General features: G+C 70.5%; 15 protein-coding genes. 7 read left to right on the top strand and 8 right to left on the bottom strand.

Annotated features, from left to right (window positions below; translation table 11 throughout):
- The first annotated feature begins 263 nt into the window (after positions 1-263).
- From JCM7685_RS16520 to JCM7685_RS16510, 3 genes are all read left to right on the top strand, one after another.
- Positions 264-977: a FadR/GntR family transcriptional regulator gene (locus tag JCM7685_RS16520; protein WP_074966673.1), complete on the top strand. Its 714-nt coding sequence runs from the start codon at positions 264-266 to the stop codon at positions 975-977.
- A gap of 174 nt (positions 978-1,151) precedes the next feature.
- Positions 1,152-2,147, top strand: coding sequence for an asparaginase domain-containing protein (locus tag JCM7685_RS16515; protein WP_211657831.1), 996 nt, complete (start codon positions 1,152-1,154; stop codon positions 2,145-2,147).
- A 36-nt stretch (positions 2,148-2,183) separates the two neighbouring features.
- The gene (locus JCM7685_RS16510) at positions 2,184-3,179 is read left to right on the top strand and encodes a LysR family transcriptional regulator (protein ID WP_074966672.1); all 996 of its coding nucleotides are present in this window, start codon (positions 2,184-2,186) and stop codon (positions 3,177-3,179) included.
- Between the two features lie 37 nt (positions 3,180-3,216).
- Here the strand turns inward: JCM7685_RS16510 and JCM7685_RS16505 are convergent, their stop codons facing one another.
- The gene (locus JCM7685_RS16505; protein WP_074966671.1) at positions 3,217-4,605 is read right to left on the bottom strand and encodes an L-cystine transporter; all 1,389 of its coding nucleotides are present in this window, start codon (positions 4,603-4,605) and stop codon (positions 3,217-3,219) included.
- A gap of 326 nt (positions 4,606-4,931) precedes the next feature.
- On the opposite strand from JCM7685_RS16505, the gene JCM7685_RS16500 reads away from it, so the two are divergent.
- Positions 4,932-5,357, top strand: a complete 426-nt coding sequence (locus tag JCM7685_RS16500; protein ID WP_074966670.1) for a GlcG/HbpS family heme-binding protein — start codon at positions 4,932-4,934, stop codon at positions 5,355-5,357.
- A gap of 70 nt (positions 5,358-5,427) precedes the next feature.
- On the opposite strand, the gene JCM7685_RS16495 is transcribed toward JCM7685_RS16500, so the two are convergent.
- Positions 5,428-7,482, bottom strand: coding sequence for a DEAD/DEAH box helicase (locus JCM7685_RS16495; RefSeq protein WP_074966713.1), 2,055 nt, complete (start codon positions 7,480-7,482; stop codon positions 5,428-5,430).
- A 136-nt stretch (positions 7,483-7,618) separates the two neighbouring features.
- The gene (locus JCM7685_RS16490; RefSeq protein WP_074966669.1) at positions 7,619-8,542 is read right to left on the bottom strand and encodes a LysR substrate-binding domain-containing protein; all 924 of its coding nucleotides are present in this window, start codon (positions 8,540-8,542) and stop codon (positions 7,619-7,621) included.
- Between the two features lie 167 nt (positions 8,543-8,709).
- Between JCM7685_RS16490 and JCM7685_RS16485 the strand changes: the two genes are divergently transcribed.
- Positions 8,710-10,035 (top strand): C4-dicarboxylate transporter DctA, encoded by a 1,326-nt coding sequence (locus JCM7685_RS16485; RefSeq protein WP_074966668.1) that lies wholly within the window; start codon positions 8,710-8,712, stop codon positions 10,033-10,035.
- Positions 10,036-10,137: 102 nt separating this feature from the next.
- Here JCM7685_RS16485 and JCM7685_RS16480 read toward each other — a convergent pair whose 3' ends face one another.
- Positions 10,138-11,016 (bottom strand): LysR family transcriptional regulator, encoded by an 879-nt coding sequence (locus JCM7685_RS16480; RefSeq protein WP_074966712.1) that lies wholly within the window; start codon positions 11,014-11,016, stop codon positions 10,138-10,140.
- A gap of 102 nt (positions 11,017-11,118) precedes the next feature.
- Here JCM7685_RS16480 and JCM7685_RS16475 point away from each other — a divergent pair, with 102 nt between their 5' ends.
- Both JCM7685_RS16475 and JCM7685_RS16470 read left to right on the top strand, forming a co-directional pair.
- On the top strand, positions 11,119-12,138 hold the full coding sequence (locus JCM7685_RS16475; protein ID WP_074966667.1) for a YeiH family protein: 1,020 nt from the start codon (positions 11,119-11,121) through the stop codon (positions 12,136-12,138).
- Between the two features lie 60 nt (positions 12,139-12,198).
- Complete coding sequence (locus tag JCM7685_RS16470; RefSeq protein ID WP_074966666.1) at positions 12,199-13,023, top strand: DUF6635 family protein; 825 nt, start codon at positions 12,199-12,201, stop codon at positions 13,021-13,023.
- A gap of 7 nt (positions 13,024-13,030) precedes the next feature.
- Here JCM7685_RS16470 and JCM7685_RS16465 read toward each other — a convergent pair whose 3' ends face one another.
- The 4 genes from JCM7685_RS16465 to JCM7685_RS16450 form a co-directional block, all read right to left on the bottom strand.
- The gene (locus tag JCM7685_RS16465) at positions 13,031-14,284 is read right to left on the bottom strand and encodes an FtsX-like permease family protein (protein WP_074966665.1); all 1,254 of its coding nucleotides are present in this window, start codon (positions 14,282-14,284) and stop codon (positions 13,031-13,033) included.
- On the bottom strand, positions 14,284-14,967 hold the full coding sequence (locus JCM7685_RS16460; RefSeq protein ID WP_074966664.1) for an ABC transporter ATP-binding protein: 684 nt from the start codon (positions 14,965-14,967) through the stop codon (positions 14,284-14,286). The genes JCM7685_RS16465 and JCM7685_RS16460 overlap by 1 nt, the downstream gene beginning before the upstream one ends.
- Before the next feature lie 7 nt (positions 14,968-14,974).
- Positions 14,975-15,424 (bottom strand): hypothetical protein, encoded by a 450-nt coding sequence (locus tag JCM7685_RS16455; RefSeq protein ID WP_211657834.1) that lies wholly within the window; start codon positions 15,422-15,424, stop codon positions 14,975-14,977.
- Positions 15,425-15,491: 67 nt separating this feature from the next.
- Positions 15,492-17,264, bottom strand: a complete 1,773-nt coding sequence (locus tag JCM7685_RS16450; RefSeq protein WP_074966663.1) for an alkaline phosphatase — start codon at positions 17,262-17,264, stop codon at positions 15,492-15,494.
- Between the last annotated feature and the right edge of the window lie 44 nt (positions 17,265-17,308).

The raw sequence follows: 17,308 nt of genomic DNA, 5'->3' as shown, positions 1-17,308 counted from the left end.
CTGCAAGCGCCCCGCGCGCGCCGCCGCCGGGTTGATAAATGTTTACCTTTCGGGAAACCTGCTTCCCCGACGCCGCGTCCGGCCGCAAGATGGCGCCTCGTTTGCCGGATTCTGTCGCGGAGGTCGCGGATGAGGCTCTATCATTTCATATTCATGGCCCAGCTCGCCGGGATCGTCGGCCTGCTCGGAGCCGCGGTGGTTTATTGGTAGACGGGTTGCAGCCGATGGCTTGACAGGTGCGCCTGACATGCAACAGTGGCGCCATGAACAACGTGGCTGATTGGTTGACAGACGAAAGCCCGGTCAGTCGGAGAAACGCCGCCGAAACGGTGTTCGAGGATCTGCGAGGCGCCATCCTGGCCGGCCAGCTGCCGGTCGGAACCCGCTTGCCCTCCGAGGCCAAGCTGGCCGAGCGTTATGGCGTCAGCCGCCCCATCATCCGCGAGGCGATGCGGTCCTTGCAGACGCTGGGCCTGACCCGCAGCCGCAGCGGCAGCGGCAGCTTCGTGATCTCGGACCGGCAGTCGCCGGAACTGGCCTATGGCCAGTATTCCGCCCGCGAGCTCATCGAGGCCCGCCCCTTCATCGAGATCCCCGCCGCCGGCTGGGCCGCGCTGCGCCGCAGCCCCGGGCAGATGGCCCGGCTGATGCAGCTTTGCGACAGCATGGAGCGGCAGGAGGACGCGCTGAAATGGGTGCGGCTGGATTCCGATTTCCACTGCCTGATCGCCGAGGCCGCGCATAACGGCGTTTTCGGCCGCATCGTCACCGATTCGCGCGATGCGCTGATCCGGCAGTCCGAGCTGGTGAACCTAGTGGCCGATCGTCGCGTGACCTCGAATCACGAACATCGCCGCATCGCCGAGGCGATCCGCGCCGGTTCCGAAGAGGCGGCGCGCGCGGCGATGCGCGACCATCTGGACGAGGTCGAGCAGGCGATGGGCCGGATCATCGGCCAGCCGCCGGTGCGCCGGTAGAATCCATCTTTCCCACGCCGTTGCAGGCGATATATCGTCCGGTTTCGCGGGCTTCGAGGGTCTGGCGCAGCCGGACGGCCGCTTGACCCCAGGCGGCGCTTGCGGCTAATTCGGGAAAGCTGTCAGACAGATTTTGCGCCGCAACACCCAAGGCGGCGGACCAGGGGGAAGGACATGCGCGATCCTGCCGAAGGCGGCGCGGCCATGCGCGCCGGGCAGCCGGTTCTGGCGGTTCTGGCCACCGGCGGCACCATCGCCAGCCGGCGCGGCACCGACGGCGCCGCCCGCCCCGGCCTGACCGGACAAGAACTGCTGGCGCTGGCGCCGCCCCTGCCGGCCGAACTGCGCGTGCAAGAGCTGCTGGCCAAGGATTCCGCCAGCCTGACGCTGGCCGACATGCAGCGCATCAGCGATGCCGTCGGCGCGCAGCTGGCCGATCCGGCCATCGCCGGGGTGGTGGTCCTGCACGGCACCGACGCCATGGAGGAAACCGCGCTGCTGGTGCAGCTTCAGCACCTGCCCGCAAAGCCGGTGGTGTTCACCGGCGCCCAATTCGCTGCCGACGACCCGCGCTCGGACGGGCCGCGCAACCTGGCCGACGCGCTGCGCGCGGCGCTGCGGCCGGCCCCGGGGGTGGCGCTGGTCTTCGGCTGCCGGGTGTTGCCGGCCTGGGGGCTTTACAAACATGCTTCGGATTCGCCCCAAGCCTTTTGCCGCGCCGCCGAGGAAGAGCCGACCGTGACCCGCGCCCTGCCGGCGCCGGTGTCCCGGCTGCGCGTCGACATCGTCGCCGCCCATCCCGGCAGCGACGGGCTGCACCTAGACGCCAGCGTCGCGGCGGGGGCCAGCGGCATCGTGGTCTCGGCCATGGGCTCGGGCAATGCCACGCCGGAACTGGTCGCAGCCATCGCCCGCGCCCGCGCGCAGGGCATTGTCGTGGTCGTGTCCAGCCGGGTGCCGCGCGGGCTGCTGGCGCCGATCTACGGCGGCGGCGGCGGCGGCCACGACATGCGCCGCGCCGGCGCCATCCATGCCCGGCTGCTGCGGCCGGGCCAAGCCCGCATCCTGCTGGCGGCGCTGCTGGCGAACGGCTGCCCCGAGGCCGAGATCGCCCGCGCCTTCGAGGGCCGCGCCGGTCTGAGGCTGGCCGGATGCAAGCCATGCTGCTAGGGTCATGCCATTGCCCATCTGGATGATCTTGACGCCATGTCCGCTCCCGCTCCTCCCGCCCGGCTGATGCTGAAACCCGCGCAGCTGCGCCTGATCCAGCAGATCGCGGACCATGGCCAGCTGCAGCTGGCGGCCGAGACCGTGGGCATGACCCAGCCCGCCGCCTCGCGCATGCTGGCCGAGATCGAGAACCTCGTCGGCGCCCAGCTGTTCCTGCGCCAGCCCAAGGGCATGGAGCCGACCGAAATCGGCCGCACCGTGCTGCGCCGCGCCCGCGTCATCCTGCGCGAGATGGTCAGCATGGCCGCCGACGTGCGCGCGCTGCGCGAGGGCGTCGGCGGCAGCCTGCGCGTGGGCGCCGTGACCGGGCCGGCGGTGGGCTATCTGGTCTCGGCCATCCGCGAGATCAAGCAGGACGCGCCCGATGCCGACATCACCGTGGACGTGATGCCCTCGCGCGAGCTGCTGGGCCATCTGGCGGCGGGCGAAATGGATTTCGTGCTGGCCCGCATCCTGCCCGAGTTCGACAGCCAGGACTTCAACATCCTGCCGATGCGGGACGAGAAGGTCAGCTTCCTGACCCGCGCCGGCCATCCGCTGAGCCGCGCACCGACAGTCACGCTGACCGAGCTTGCGGGCCAGGAATGGATCATGCAAAGCCGCGGCGCTCCGATCCGCGAGGCGACGCTGGCAGCCTTTGCCGATGTCGGGCTGGCCGAGCCCAGGAACATCGTCAACAGCCCCTCGCTGCTGCTGACCATCGCCTATCTGGCGCAATGCGACGCGGTGGCGCCGATGTCCGAGGAGGTGGCCGAACTGCTGATCCGGCCGCCGGTGGCGGCGGGTTTCGCCATGCTGCAGGTCCCACACGAGATCCGGGTCTCGGCCTATTACCTGCTGGACCTGAAGCGCCGGCCGCTGTCGCCGCTGGCGATGCGGCTGCGCGAGAAGCTGGTCGCCCTGTCGCAAAGCCCGGTGCGCGACGCCTGGCAGGGCAGCCCCGGCGATGCGGGGCTCCCGCGACAACGCTGAAAGCCGAGCCCCTGTCTGCCGCGGCGCCCGCTCCTGGTCAGGCGTTCTGCAGCTCGCCCGCATCGGGGTTCTGCAGCACCGCGCGGTCGGTCTGGCCCAGCAGCTGCGAGGTGACGGTGCCGGCGGTCATCGCCCCCGAGACGTTCAGCGCCGTGCGGCCCATGTCGATCAGCGGCTCGACCGAGATCAGCAGCGCCACCAGCGTCACCGGCAGGCCCATGGCCGGCAGCACGATCAGCGCCGCCATGGTGGCGCCGCCGCCCACGCCGGCGACTCCGGCCGAGCTGAGCGTGACGATGGCGATCAGCGTCGCGATCCAGGTCGGGTCCAGCGGGTCGATGCCCACGGTCGGCGCCACCATCACCGCCAGCATCGCCGGGTAAAGCCCGGCACAGCCGTTCTGCCCGATGGTGGCCCCGAACGAGGCCGAGAAGGACGCGATGGTCTGCGGCACGCCCAGGCGGCGGTTCTGGATCTCGACGTTCAGCGGGATGGTCGCGGCGCTGGAGCGGCTGGAAAAGGCGAAGCTCAGCGCCGGCAGGATCTTCTTGAAAAAGACCAGCGGGTTCACCCCCGTCGCCGTCAGCAGGATGCCATGGACCGCGAACATGATGGCCAGCCCCAGATAGGAGGCGATCACGAACTTGCCGAGGTTCAGGATGTCCGCCGCGTTCGAGGTCGCCGCCATCTTGGTCATCAGGGCCATGACGCCATAGGGGGTCAGCGCCATGATCAGCCGCACCAGCTGGCCGATCCAGGCCTGCAGCAGGTCGATCAGGTTCAGCAGGCCGTGCCCCCGCTCGGGGTCGCGCCGCACCAGCCGGATCGCCGCCACGCCCAGGAAGGCGGCAAACACCACCACCGCGATGATCGAGGTCGGGTTGGCGCCGGTGAGGTCGGCGAAAGGGTTCTTCGGGATGAAGGACAGGATCAGCTGCGGCACGGTCAGGTCGGCGACCTTGGGCGCATAGCTGGCTTCGAGCGTGGCCAGCCGGGCGGTCTCGGCCGCGCCCTGGGCCAGTCCCTCGGCGGTCAGGCCGAAGGCCAGCGACATGACCACCCCGACCAGCGCCGCGATCGCCGTGGTCAGGAACAGCGTGCCCAGGGTCAGCACCGAGATGCGGCCAAGCGCCGAGGCGTCGTGAAGCCGCGCGACGGCACTGAGGATGGCGGCGAAGATCAGGGGCATGACCACCATCTGCAGCAGCTGCACATAGCCGTTGCCGACGATGTTGATCCAGCTGATCGTGGTCCCGAGCGCGGCGGATCCGGATCCATAGGCCAGCTGCAGCCCGATCCCGAACAGAGTGCCGATCACCAGGCCGACGAGGACCCGCATCGACAGCGACAGCCGACCGCCCCCCAGGCGGGCCAGCGCCAGAATCAGCGCGGCGAAGATTGCGAGAGTGATGAGAACGGATGCCATGGGCGCCTCCGGCAATTGCAGATTGTTCCGTTTACCTCGAATGCAAGCCTCGCGTACAGGCGTGCTGCGGATCGCGATGCGGGGCCCTGTTCGCAGGCAAGCCGCGCCGCCTCCCGCCGGTTCCGCAGCCGGGGGCGGATTATCTATCCAGGCTAGCTTCATCTTCTGGATATTGCCGGATTGTCGCCAAGGCCGCAGGCAGGATAGCCTTCCGCCCGCACGGAATGCGGAATCGGCCCCGGCCGGTCCCGCGAAGCGGCGGGGGGCCGTTTGCCGTGCGCGAACGGGGCCGCAGCCCCGCCCGAGCATTGCACGAGGAGGACCCCATGCTCACCATCACCCGCCTGGACCAGCAGGACGCGCGTCGCCTGATCGAGGGCGCCGAAGCCCATTCCCGCAGCATCGGTGTGCCGATGTGCATCGCCATCACCGACGAAAGCGGGCATTTGCTGGCCTTTTCGCGGATGGACGGCGGCAAGATCACCTCGACCACCATCGCCATCGACAAGGCCTTCACCGCCGCCGCCGCCCGCAAGCCGACCCACGAATACGGCACCGCCAGCCAGCCCGGCGCACCGGCCTGGGGCATTTCCTCGGCCATCGGCGGCCGGCTGATGGTGGTCGGCGGCGGCCTGCCGGTCGAGCACGACGGCCAGGTGATCGGCGGCATCGGCGTGTCTTCCGGCTCGCCGGCACAGGACCAGTCGGTGGCGCAGGCCGGCATCGACCATTGGCTGGCCGCCCGGCCCTGACAAAGGTCGACGGGACGCGAAGGCCCCCGCCATCCGGGCCGCTTAGGCGGCGGCGGACCGGCCGAAGCGCCTAGCGCTTCGGCTTGCCCTTGGGGGCGGGTTTCGAGCCGGCCTTGAAGCCCAGCTTGGCCGCGAAGGGCTTGCCCTCGGATTTGTGCGACTTGAAACCGGCGGCACGGCGCGGCCGGGCATCGCCGTCGCGCTCGGCCCGCGCCGGTGCGCCATGCGAACGGAATCCGGCCGCTTGCGCCGCCCCGCCCTTCTGCGCCTGCTTCTTCTCGCTGCTCCAACGCGCCTTGCGCGGCGCTTCGGCGGGCTCTGCCTCGGCGGGCTTGCTCGGGCGCACCGGCTCGGCCAGGTCCTGCGGATCCAGCAGGGCCGGCCGCTTCTTCGGCGCCGGCCGCTCGACCGGCTCCGGCCGGGGCGTCTCGGCATGGGATGCCCGCTCGCGATCCTGTCCGCGATGCGGCTTCCTCTCGCGCGGGGCCTGCATTTCTTCGTTCTGCAAATACTCCTGCCGAGGCTTCCGCTCGCGCGGCGCCGCCGGCTCGAACACCGGCTCACCCTCGATGCGGCGCATGGTCAGGCCCGGCTCCAGCTCGGCACGCTCGCCGAACTGGCCCGCGACCGCCGCGGCGATCTGCACGAAGGTCTGGTCGGTCTTGACCCGGATCGCGCCGATCTCGTCACGGGTGATGCCGCCGGTCTCGCAGATCTTGGGCAGCAGCCAGCGCGCCTCGGCCCGGCCGGAATGGCCGACCGACAGGAGGAACCAGACCGAAGGGCCGAATTCGCCGCGCTCGCGAGGGGCGGTGGGCGCGGGACCGGCGTTGTCCGACAGCTCCTCGGGCGCCGGGCGGCCTTCGCGCCACAGCCGCAGGAAGGCGGCCGCGACCTGCTCGGGTCCGAACCGCTCCAGCAGCGCGCCGGCCAGCGCCGCGTCCTCGCCCGGGGCGTCGTTCAACCCGGGATGATCCAGCATGCGCTGGTCGTCCTGGGCCTGCACCTCCTCGGCCGAAGGCGCCTTGCCCCATTCTGCCACCAGCTTGGCGCGCTGCATCAGCCGCTGCGCCCGCTTGTATTCCGAGGACGGCACGATCAGCACCGAGGTGCCCTTGGCCCCCGCCCGGCCGGTGCGGCCCGAGCGGTGCAGCAGCGTGTCGGGGTTGGTCGGCAGGTCGGCATGGATCACCAGTTCCAGCCCCGGCAGATCGATGCCGCGCGCCGCCACGTCGGTGGCGATGCAGACCCGGGCGCGGCCGTCGCGCAGCGCCTGCAAGGCATGGCTGCGTTCCTGCTGGCTCAACTCCCCCGACAGCGCCACGACCTTGAAGCCGCGATTGCCCATGCGCGCCAGCAGGTGGTTCACATTGGCGCGGGTCTTGCAGAAGATGATCGCGCGGCTGGCCTCATAGTAACGCAGCGTGTTGAAGATCGCGTGCTCGCGGTCGCGGGTCTGGACCGAAAAGGCGCGGTATTCGATGTCGCCGTGCTGGCGTGCCTCGCCCTGGGTCTGGATGCGCAGCGCATCGCGCTGGAAATCGCGGGCCAGCGCCTCGATGGCCGGCGGCACGGTGGCCGAGAACATCAGCGTGCGGCGTTCCGCGGGCGCGGCGCCCAGGATGAACTCCAGGTCCTCGCGGAAACCCAGGTCCAACATCTCGTCGGCCTCGTCCAGCACGACGGCGCGCAGACCCGACAGGTCCAGCGAGCCGCGCTCGATATGGTCGCGCAAGCGGCCGGGGGTGCCGACGACGATCTGCGCGCCGCGCTCCAGCGCCCGGCGCTCGTTGCGATAGTCCATGCCGCCGACGCAGGTGGCGATGGCGGCGCCGGCGTAAAGCCAGGCCAGTTCGCGCGCGACCTGAAGCGCCAGTTCGCGCGTGGGCGCGATGGCCAGCGCCAGCGGCCGGTCGGCAGCGGGCAGCGCCTCGCCGTCCAGGACGTCGCCGGCCATGGTCAGGCCGAAGGCCACGGTCTTGCCCGAGCCGGTCTGGGCCGAAACCAGCAGGTCGCGGCCCCGCGCCTCGGGCGCCAGCACCGCCTGCTGCACGGAGGTCAGGCTGGCATAGCCCTTGGCCGCCAGCGCCGCGGCCAGAGGCGCGGCAATATCGTATTCGTTCATGTTCTTCGCCAGAAAGGGGATGCGGATGCGCATCCGGGTGACGGCACCATTCCCCTTTGCGGCCGGGCCCTCCCAACGGCCCGCCGGCCCGGAACGCGGAGCCAAGCCGCCCGCCTAACGCTTTCGGGCCGGCGAGTCAAAGCGTATTCGGCCCGCCGGACCCGGCGTCACCGCCGCGATCCCGGGCCAGACTGCGGCGGATCTCGTCCAGGAAGATGCGCAGCGCCGGCACCGGGGCGTCGGGGTGATAGACGATATAGACCTCGGATATCGGCGGATCGGGCCGGATCGGCAGAAAGGTCAGCGGTCCCGCGGTCAGGCGCGCGATCCCTGCCGGAACGATGCTGACGCCGAACCCGGCGACGATCAGGCTGGGGATCGACTGCGCGTCCACCACCTGCTGCGACACCCGCGGCCGATGGCCCGAGGCGACGATGCAGGCCATCACATAGGCGGCGAAATCCGAACTGTCGGGCCGCAGCACCACATGCTGGTCCTCGCTCAGGTCCTGGATCGACACGCAGGTGCGGCCGGCCAGCCGATGGTCGCTGCGCACCAGCGCCACCATTTCTTCGCGCCAGCCGTATTCATGCGCCAGTTCCGGGTCGCGCGGCATCGAGCGGTTGAAGCTGACATCGGTGCGGCGGCTGCGCACCTCGTTCAGCTGCAGGCTGGGGGACTGCTCGTGCACGCGCAGCGTGATTCGCGGATGGGCGCGGGAAAATCCGGCCAAAAGCTCGGACAAGCCGCCGCGCAGGATCGAGCCGGTGGCGCCGATTTCCAGCATCCCGTCCTGTCCCTGCCCGATTTCGCGGATTTCCTGCATGCTGCGCTCGTATTGGTCCAGCATGTTGCGGGCACGCGGCAGAAACACCTCGCCGGCACGGGTCAGGGCGACCCTGCGGCTGGTGCGGCTGATCAGCTGGGCGCCCACCTCGCGCTCAAGTGTTTGAATCTGCGTGCTGAGCGGCGGTTGCGACATGTGCAGCCGCTGCGCCGCGCGGGTGAAGTTCAGCTCTTCCGCCAGGACGACGAAGCAGCGCAACTGACGCATTCTCATAGCGTGACCGAATGGATGACCGACAAATCAATATTAGACACAAATTCACCATTGGCAAAGAATGATCGGCATTCGGGGGCTTGCCGCAAGGCGGAAATGACGCGGGGGAGGATCCGGCGTTCCGCAGCCCGGCACCGGCGCCCCCACAAGAGGGAGGAAGGAAACACATGCCGAATTGGTCCCGGTCCTTGTTTGGACAGGTCTGCGTGGCGCTGGTGCTGGGGATTGCCGCCGGCTTCTTCGCGCCGGAATTCGCCGCCAAGATGAAGCCGCTGGGAGACGGTTTCATCAAGCTCATCAAGATGCTGATCCCGGTCATCGTCTTCTGCGTCGTGGTGCACGGCATCGCCGGCGCGGGCGACCTGAAGAAGGTCGGCAAGGTCGGCGTGCGCGCCATCGTCTATTTCGAGGTCATCACCACCGTCGCCCTGGCCCTGGGCCTGGCCATCGCCTATCTGTTCGGGCCCGGCCACGGCATGAACATCGACGTCAGCACCCTGGATGCCTCGGCGCTGTCGGCCTATGTCGACCGGGCGCATGAGGTCAGCGACGGCGGCACCATCGCCTTCCTGATGAAACTGATCCCGTCCACCATGATCAGCGGCTTCGCCGAGGGCGACGTGCTGCAGGTGCTGCTGGTCTCGGTGCTGTTCGGCTGCGCGCTGTCGCTGGTCGGACCGCGCGGCAAGCCGCTGCTGGGCATGATCGAGCTGGTCGGCGACACCACCTTCAAGATCATGTCCTTCATCGTCCGGCTGGCGCCGCTGGGCGTGTTCGGCGCCATCGCCTTCACCACCGGCAAATACGGCGTCGGCTCGCTGGCGCAGCTGGGCTCGCTGGTCGTGCTGTTCTACATCACCATCGCCATCTTCGTCTTCGTGGTGCTGGGACTGGTGATGCGGGTCGCGGGCTTCAGCATCTTCAAGCTGCTGCGCTACCTGCGCACGGAGATCGGCATCGTCGCCGGCACGGCCTCCAGCGACTCGGTGCTGCCGCAGACCATGCGCAAGCTGGAGCACCTGGGCATCAAGGACTCGACCGTGGGCCTGGTGGTTCCGACCGGCTATTCCTTCAACCTGGACGCCTTCTCGATCTACCTGACGCTGGCCGCCGTCTTCATCGCCCAGGCGACGAACACGCCGCTGGCCACGGGCGACCTGCTGGCGATCCTGGGCGTGGCGCTGATCACCTCGAAGGGCGCGCATGGGGTTCCCGGTTCGGCCATCGTGATCCTGGCGGCGACGCTGGCCGCGATCCCGGCCATCCCCGCCATCGGCCTGGTGCTGGTGCTGTCGGTGGACTGGTTCATGGGCATCGCCCGGGCGCTGGGAAACTACCTGGGCAACTGCGTCGCCACCGTGGTCGTCGCCTCCTGGGTCGGAGACATCGACCGCGACCGCGCCCGCCGGGTGCTGGACGGCGAGAACATGCCGACCCTGGACATCCTCGACGAGGATACGCCCGTATCGGACACCGTGCCGCAGCACGGCTAAGAGGTCCCTCGCGGCGCGGACCGGGGAAGCGCGACACCCCCGGCCCGCACCGCCGAGAAGACGGCCTGCGCCTTCCCTCCCGATGGCGCAGGCCTTTCCATGTCAGCCCGCCAGCAACCCGATCAGCGCCTGCATGGCGCGGGTGCGATGCCGCCGCGGGTCGGTCAGCAGGGAAAAGGGCCGCTCGGCCCCCGGTAGCGGCAGGCTGCGGATGCGGCCCGCCGCTTCGGCCGTTTCGACCGCGCGATGCGACAGCACGCCCAGCCGGCGGCTGGCCGCCACCGCGCCCAGCACCGCCTCGTTCGAGGGCAGCTCCAGCGCCGGCGGCAGGTCCGCGGCCGACAGCCCCTGCCCCTCCAGCCAGGATTCGAAGGCCGCGCGGGTGCCGGACCCCGGCTCGCGCAGGACCCAGCCCTGCGCAGCAAGCTGCGCCACCGGCACCGCCGCCAGCCCCGCCCAGGGATGATCGGCCGCCATCACCAGCACCAGTCGGTCGCGCGCCACCACCTGCCGGCTCAGCCCGCCATGCGCGACGTCGCCCTCGACCAGCCCCAGGTCGGCGGCGCCCTCTTGCACCGCGTCGGCGGCCTGGGCGGTGTTGCCGACGCTCAGCCGCAGTTCGATCCCCGGATGCAGGTCGCGCAGCGCCACCAGCCGCGGCGGCAGCCAATAGCTGGCCACGGTCTGGCTGGCGTGCAGCCGCAGCCGTCCGCGCGGCTCGCGGGCCAGGTCCTCCAGCACCATCTCGGCGGTCTCGGCGCGGTCCAGCACCGCCCGCGCCTCGGCCATGAAGGCGGCCCCGGTCTCGGTCAGCGCGATGCGGCGGCCGATCCGGTCGAAGCAGCGCACGCCATGCCGCGATTCCAGCGCCGAGATCGCGGCGCTGACCGCCGATTGCGTCAGGTTCAGCGCCTCGGCCGCACGGGTGACATGCTGGCGCTCGGCCACGGCCAGGAAGATGCGAAGCTGTTCCAGCGTCATGCGCCGCATATTAGCAAAATCGAACGGTCTGACAAATATAATGCGATGGATCGATTGATAATCCGGGACCATGTTCTGCCCGACAAGAGAAGGAGCGGTATCATGTCTCATCTGAACCCTGCACCGGCCCAGGGAACGCGCACCGGCACCGGCTGGGGTGCGCTCGTCCCGGGGCTGGGGCTGACGCTGGGCATCGCGTTGCTGGCGACGGCGGCGCAGCGGCTTTCGGGCCTGGCCGCGCTCAGCCCGCTGGTGCTGGCGATGCTGCTGGGCATGCTGCTGCGCAACCTGTGGGGCACGCCCGAGGCGGCGCGGCCGGGCATCGGCTTCTCGCTGCGCCGGGTGCTGCGCCTGGCCGTGATGCTGTTGGGCTTCCAGCTGACGCTGGCGCAGTTGCGGGCGGTGGGCGTGCCGGGGCTGGCGGTGATCGCGGTCACCCTGGCCGCGACTTTTGTCTTTACCAAATGGGCCGGCCGCGCGCTGGGGGTCGAGCGGCGGCTGGCCGAGCTGATCGCCGCCGGCACCGCGGTCTGCGGCGCCTCGGCGGTGATGGCGACGAACACCGTCACCCGCGGCTCGGACGAGGACGTGGCCTATGCCATCGCCTGCGTCACCGTCTTCGGGTCGCTGTCGATGGTGGAGATGCCGGTCCTAGGCGGGCTGCTGGGCCTCGACCCTGCGCATTACGGCATCTGGGTCGGGGCCAGTGTGCACGAGGTGGCGCAGGTGGTCGGCGCCGGCTTCCAGCACGGCGCCGAGGCCGGACAGGCCGCGACCGTCGCCAAGCTGAGCCGGGTGATCCTGCTGGCGCCGCTGATCCTGACGCTGGGGGCGCTGGCCCGGCGCCGCGGCGAGGGCGCAAGGGGCGCCGCGCCCGCGCCCTGGTTCGTGCTGGGCTTCGTGGCGGCGATGCTGCTGAACAGCGCCCTGCCCCTGCCCGCGCCGATGGCCCAGGGCCTGGCCCGGGTCACCACCTTCCTGCTGACCGTGGCGCTGGCCGCGATGGGGCTGGAAACCGACCTGCGCAAGCTGCGCGCCAAGGGTATCCGCCCGCTTGCGCTGGGGGCGCTGGCCTGGCTCTTCGTCTCGGGGCTGGCCCTTGCCCTGGTGACGCTGGTCTGAGCCATTGACCGCGGCCGCCGGCGCCCCCAGTTTGGGCGGGAACCGAGGACCGGAGCCGCCATGCAGCCCGCCGACACCCGCCCGCTGACCCGGCGCGAGACCGAAGTGCGCCGTTTCGTCCGCGCCCGCTACGGGCTGCGCGGCACGCTTTCGCTGCATCGCCACGCCCTTGGGCTGGACCTGCTGAGGGCACCGGTCAACGTCATGCTGTCGCCGCTGTTCCTGCTGACCCGGCTGGCGGCGCCCATCCTGCGCCGGCTGCGGCTGGCGCGGGCGGCGGACTGGCTGTCACGGCGGCAGATCTTTCTCAAGTCCGACATCGCCCGGCGGATCGAGGCCGACCTGGCCGGGCTGATCGACGACCTGGCGGCCAAGGGCCTTGCCCCCGCCGCACCGCCCGAGACCGTCGCCCGCGCCGTCGCCGACTATGCCGAGACCCGCAACGCCGTTTCCGAGATCACCACCTCGGCGCTGGTGGCCGCTGCGGGGCTGTTGCTGTTCCACCGCGCCACGCCGGGGGTGATCTCGCTGGCCGGGCCGGTGGCGCAGCTGCGGGCGCAGGCCCAGGCGGTCGAGGATTTCGCTCTGGGAAGCTGGGTCGGCCGCATGTGGTACGGCGCCTTTCCGACCCAGCTCTCGACGCTGGACCTGGTTCTGACGGGGGTGGTGCTGGCGGTGCTGGCCTCGGTCGTGACCACCTTCGCCGGGCTGGTCGCCGATCCGCTGCAACGGGCCAGCGGCACGCATCGGCGGCGGATCATGCGGCTGCTGCAGCGGCTGGACCGCGCGGACCAGGCCCCGGCCCTGGGGCGCGAGCATCTGCTAGCGCGGATGGGCGATCTGTCGGACGCCGCCCTCAGCCTGTGGCGCAGCCTGAAAGGCTGAGGCCGCGCTAGCCGCGCAGGCTGGCCACGGCGGGCTGGCGATAGGCGATCCAGGCCGGCAGCGCCGCCAGGACCGCCGCCACCACCAGCAAAGCGGCCAGGCCCGCGGCGTCGCCCGGCGCCCATTCCACCGGCAGGTCGAACCCCTGCCGGGCCGAGACCAGCCGCGACAGCTGCACCGCCGCCAGCCAGCCGCCGGCAAAACCCAGCAGGATGCCCGCGGCCAGCAGCAGCAGCATCTCGGACCAGACCAGCGCGAAGATGGCGCCGCGCGGGGCGCCGAAGGCGCGCAGGGCCGCGACCTGCCGCCGGCGCTGGCCGACATGGATGACCGTCACCAGCGCCAGCGCCGCCGCGACCAGCAGCTGCGCCCCCAGCGCCACGAAAGACAGCACCTGCCTGGCATCGCCCAGAAGCCCGTAGAGACCCGTCAGCACCTCGGCCGGGAACACCGCCAGCGTGGCGCCGCCCGCGCGATAGTCCTGGCGCAGCTTGTAGGCGTCGGCGATGCTGGCGGGCTTGACCAGGATCGCGGGCAGGCCGGGGGTGTCGTCCCCGTGCCATGCCTCGTCCAGCGGCGCGGCCGGGTCGAAGCCGTGCCCGTCATGGTCGTGGTCGCGCCCGTCATGCGCGTGACCAGGATCATGCCCGTCGGCGCCCTCCATGCCATGCACGTCCCAGACCGAGCGGATCGGCACCAGGATGGCGCGGTCCCAGGCGGTGCCGGTCGGCGCCATGCGGCCGGCGACATGATAGTGTACGCCCTCGTGGTCCTGGCCGCCGTGCGCCAACGCGCCATGCGAGGGCGTGATCTCTGCGCCGATCGCCAGCGGCACCCGGGACCCGACCACCGCCTCGCCCTCGGCGGCGAAGACGCGGCCCTCGGCCAGGGCGGGTGCGAATTCGCGGACCAGCCGGGTGGTCGTGCCGACCAGCGGAAAGTCGCGGTAGAAATCGCCGAAGCCCACCGGCGCGGCCCAGGCGACGCGCGGGTCCTCGGCCAGGTCGGCCAGCAGCGCGCCCCGCATCAGCGGCAGCGCCGCGGGTTGCAGGAACACGGTCGAGAGCGCCAGCTGCGTCTCGCTGCCCGGCGCGCCGATCACCAGGTCGAAGGCATCCGCGGCCCGGGCACTGCCCAGCCGCAGCGCGCGTTCCTGCAAGGTGACGCCGACGCCCAAGGCCACGGCCAGCGCGATCAGCAGCACCATCACCAGCGCCCCGGCCCAGAGCCGGCGCAGGTCGGCCAGGATGAACCGCAGCATCAGGCCGCCTCCGCGATCCGGTCGGCCGCGACCGCGCCGCCGGCCAGACTGATCCGACGCGGCAGCCGGGCGATCAGCGCCGGATCGTGCGAGACCGCGATCAGCGTCGCGCCGCTTTCGCGGGCAAGGTCGATCAGCAGCGTGGCGATGGCCGCGCCGGTGCGCGCGTCCAGGCTGGCGGTGGGTTCGTCCGCGACGATGACCCCCGGCCGGCGCAGCAGGGCGCGGGCGACGGCGACGCGCTGCATCTCGCCGCGCGACATGGTCTCGATCCGCTGGCCGGGACGGCCCAACCCCATGCCGGCCAGCAATGCCCCGGCGCGGGCGACCAGGTCGCGCCCGGCGACCCGGGCCATGCGCGCCGGCAGCAGCACGTTTTCCAGCGCCGTGAGGCCCGGGAACAGGTGGAAGTCCTGCATGACCAGGCCGACGTTGCCGCCGCGCCAGCGGTCGCGGGCGCCCTCGGACAGGGTGACGATGTCGGTCGCGCCCCAGCGCACCGCGCCGCGCCCCGGCCGTTCGAGCCCGGTCAGAACATGCACCAGCGTGGACTTGCCCGACCCCGAGGGGCCGGCGACGGCGACCATCTCGCCCGCGGCGATGCGCAGGTCCGAGACGGCAAGGGCGGGACTGTCGAGGCCGGGAAAGCGGACCTCGACGCCGGAAAGATGCAGTGCGGGCATGGGCGGGTCAGGCCCGCTCGTAGCGGGCTTCGCGCAGGCGCAGCTGGCTGACGAAGCCGGTGTCGGGATCGGTCCACGAGCCGCGCTCCAGCACGCCCCGGGCCTCGATCGGCTCGTTCGGCCGGGTGAAGGTCTGCTTGCGGGCCAGATAGACCACCAGGATATTGTCTGGCCAGTCGGCATCGGTCGAGCAGAACGGGCACAGCGCCATAGGGATCTGGGTCAGGACGAAGAATTTCGCCTCGGCCTTCAGCGGCGGGGCCATGAAGCCCTTCATTCGGATCGGCTGGCCGGTCAGCGCCTTGACCTTGCCGGAAAACTCCAGCCCCAGCGCGCTGAACGAGCTGTAGAGATCGTCGAAGGTGAGTTCGGGCGCGGCGGCCCGGGCCGGCCGCGCCAGCGAAAGCGGCAGGCCGGCGGCAAGGCCGGCGAGGCAATGCCTGCGGGTGATGGTCATGCGCGTCATGCGGCGGTCCTCCTGTTCGGCGGACCTGCCCGGAAGGCCGGGCAGGTCGGTCATGCGGTCATTTCTGCACGGTGCCCAGCGCGAAGGTGTCGGCCAGAACCTTGTAGACGTCGGATTGCTCCATATAGCCCTTGAACGCCTCGGCGCCCGGTCCGGCCGCCTGCAACACGATGTCGTCCACGGCATGGACGGCGGTGTCGTTCTCGCGCGGCAGGTTGCCCGTGCGCAGCACCGCGCCGGGAACGTCCTTGTAGGCCTCGTTCGCGACGTAATTGCCGTCGCCGTCCTGGATCGCCGGGACGAAGGGACCGTCCAGCTTGGCGCCCCAGGTCTCGTAATAGTCCGGGAAGTTCGAGGCGAAGATCGCCAGCGGCCGCTTCACGTCCACGCTGTCGGGATAGCCGTCGCCATCGGCATCGACATAGTCGGGAAAGCCCGCGTCGTCATAGACGCCGACCTTCTCGCGCATGTCGTCGCCGGGCTTTTCCGTGTCGATGGTGCCGATCAGCGAAACCCCATGCGTATGGTCGCCCGTCACCACAACCAGCGTGTCGGGGTTCTTCGCGGCAAACTCGCGCGCGACCGCGACGGCGTGGTCCAGCTCGATAGTCTCCAGCACGGCGCGTTCCCAGTCCATCGGGTGGGACATCTTGTCGACCGAGGCGCCCTCGACCATCAGGAAGAAGCCCTCGGGGTTCTTCGACAGCTGCGCCAGCGCGGCATTGGTCATGTCCACCAGGCCCGGCTGGTCGGGGAACTTGTCCACGGTGCCCTTCTTCAGCTGGTTGCGGTCCAGCCAGGTGTCCATGTTGCCGGTATGGAACAGGCCCAGCAGCTTGCCGGTATTGCTGCCGGCGGCGGCCTCGAGCTCGGCCTTGGTCGAGGCCAGCGTATAGCCGGCGTCGCGGAAGAGCTGGACATAGTCCTTGTCGTCCTTGCGCTTCGAGCCGGGCACGTCCGATTTCAGGAAATAGGCCGAGCCGCCGCCAAGAACCACCTCGGGCTGCACGCCATGGATCATGCCGACGATCTCGGCCTTGTCGCCGCGTTTGCGGGTGTGCGAGACCACGGCGGCCGGGGTGGCGTCCTCGAGCTCGGCGGTCGAGACGATGCCGATGGACTTGTTGGTGGTGCGGCGCAGCGCCTCGGCGATGGTTTCGACGCGCGGGTCGTCCAGGCTGTCGGGGGTGCGGTCGGCATAGACGCCCAGCGCGTTCACCCGGCTCTTGTGCCCGGTCATATAGGCCGAGGCGGTATTGGCCGAGTCGGTGGCAATGGAATGCGTGGACGAGGTGCCGATGAAGGCCATGTGGTCCAGGTCGTCCATCGCCAGCCGGCCGTTCGCCTTGCCGTCGGCCATGCCGCGCGACATGATCCGGGCCGAGGTGCGGTGCGCGACCGACAACCCGTCGCCGATGAGGAAGATGACGTTCTTGGCCTTGGGCACCGCGCCGGTGGCATAGACCTCCCAGGTGACGGATTTCGTCTCGTCGCCGGCCTTGACCTCGACGCTGTAGCTGCCCGGCTCGGCCAGGGCGAGGTCGCGCAGGATCAGCGCCGAGCCCAGCACCTTGTCCTCGTCGCCCTTTTCCTCGGCCACGAATGCGGCGGGCTTGCCGAAGACCTCGGCATAGGGTTTGCCGTTCACGGTGACCGCGATGTCGCCCTCGGCATGGGTGCCGTCCAGCTCGACCTTGAAGTCGAAGGGCGAGCCGGCAAGGATCGTCGCCCGGTCGAGCGGATAGATGTCCGCAGCCGCGGCGGGACCGATCGACAGGGCGATGCCGGTCAGCATGGTGCTGGCCGCAAGGACGGCAGAGAGATTGCGCATGGATGCCTCGTTATGCATTGGCGGGCCCGCGGCCCATGGGCGCT

Source organism: Paracoccus aminovorans, assembly GCF_900005615.1.
Lineage (GTDB): Bacteria > Pseudomonadota > Alphaproteobacteria > Rhodobacterales > Rhodobacteraceae > Paracoccus > Paracoccus aminovorans.
Note: the sequence above shows the minus strand (reverse complement) of the source record. Positions and strands in the feature narration are given on the sequence as shown.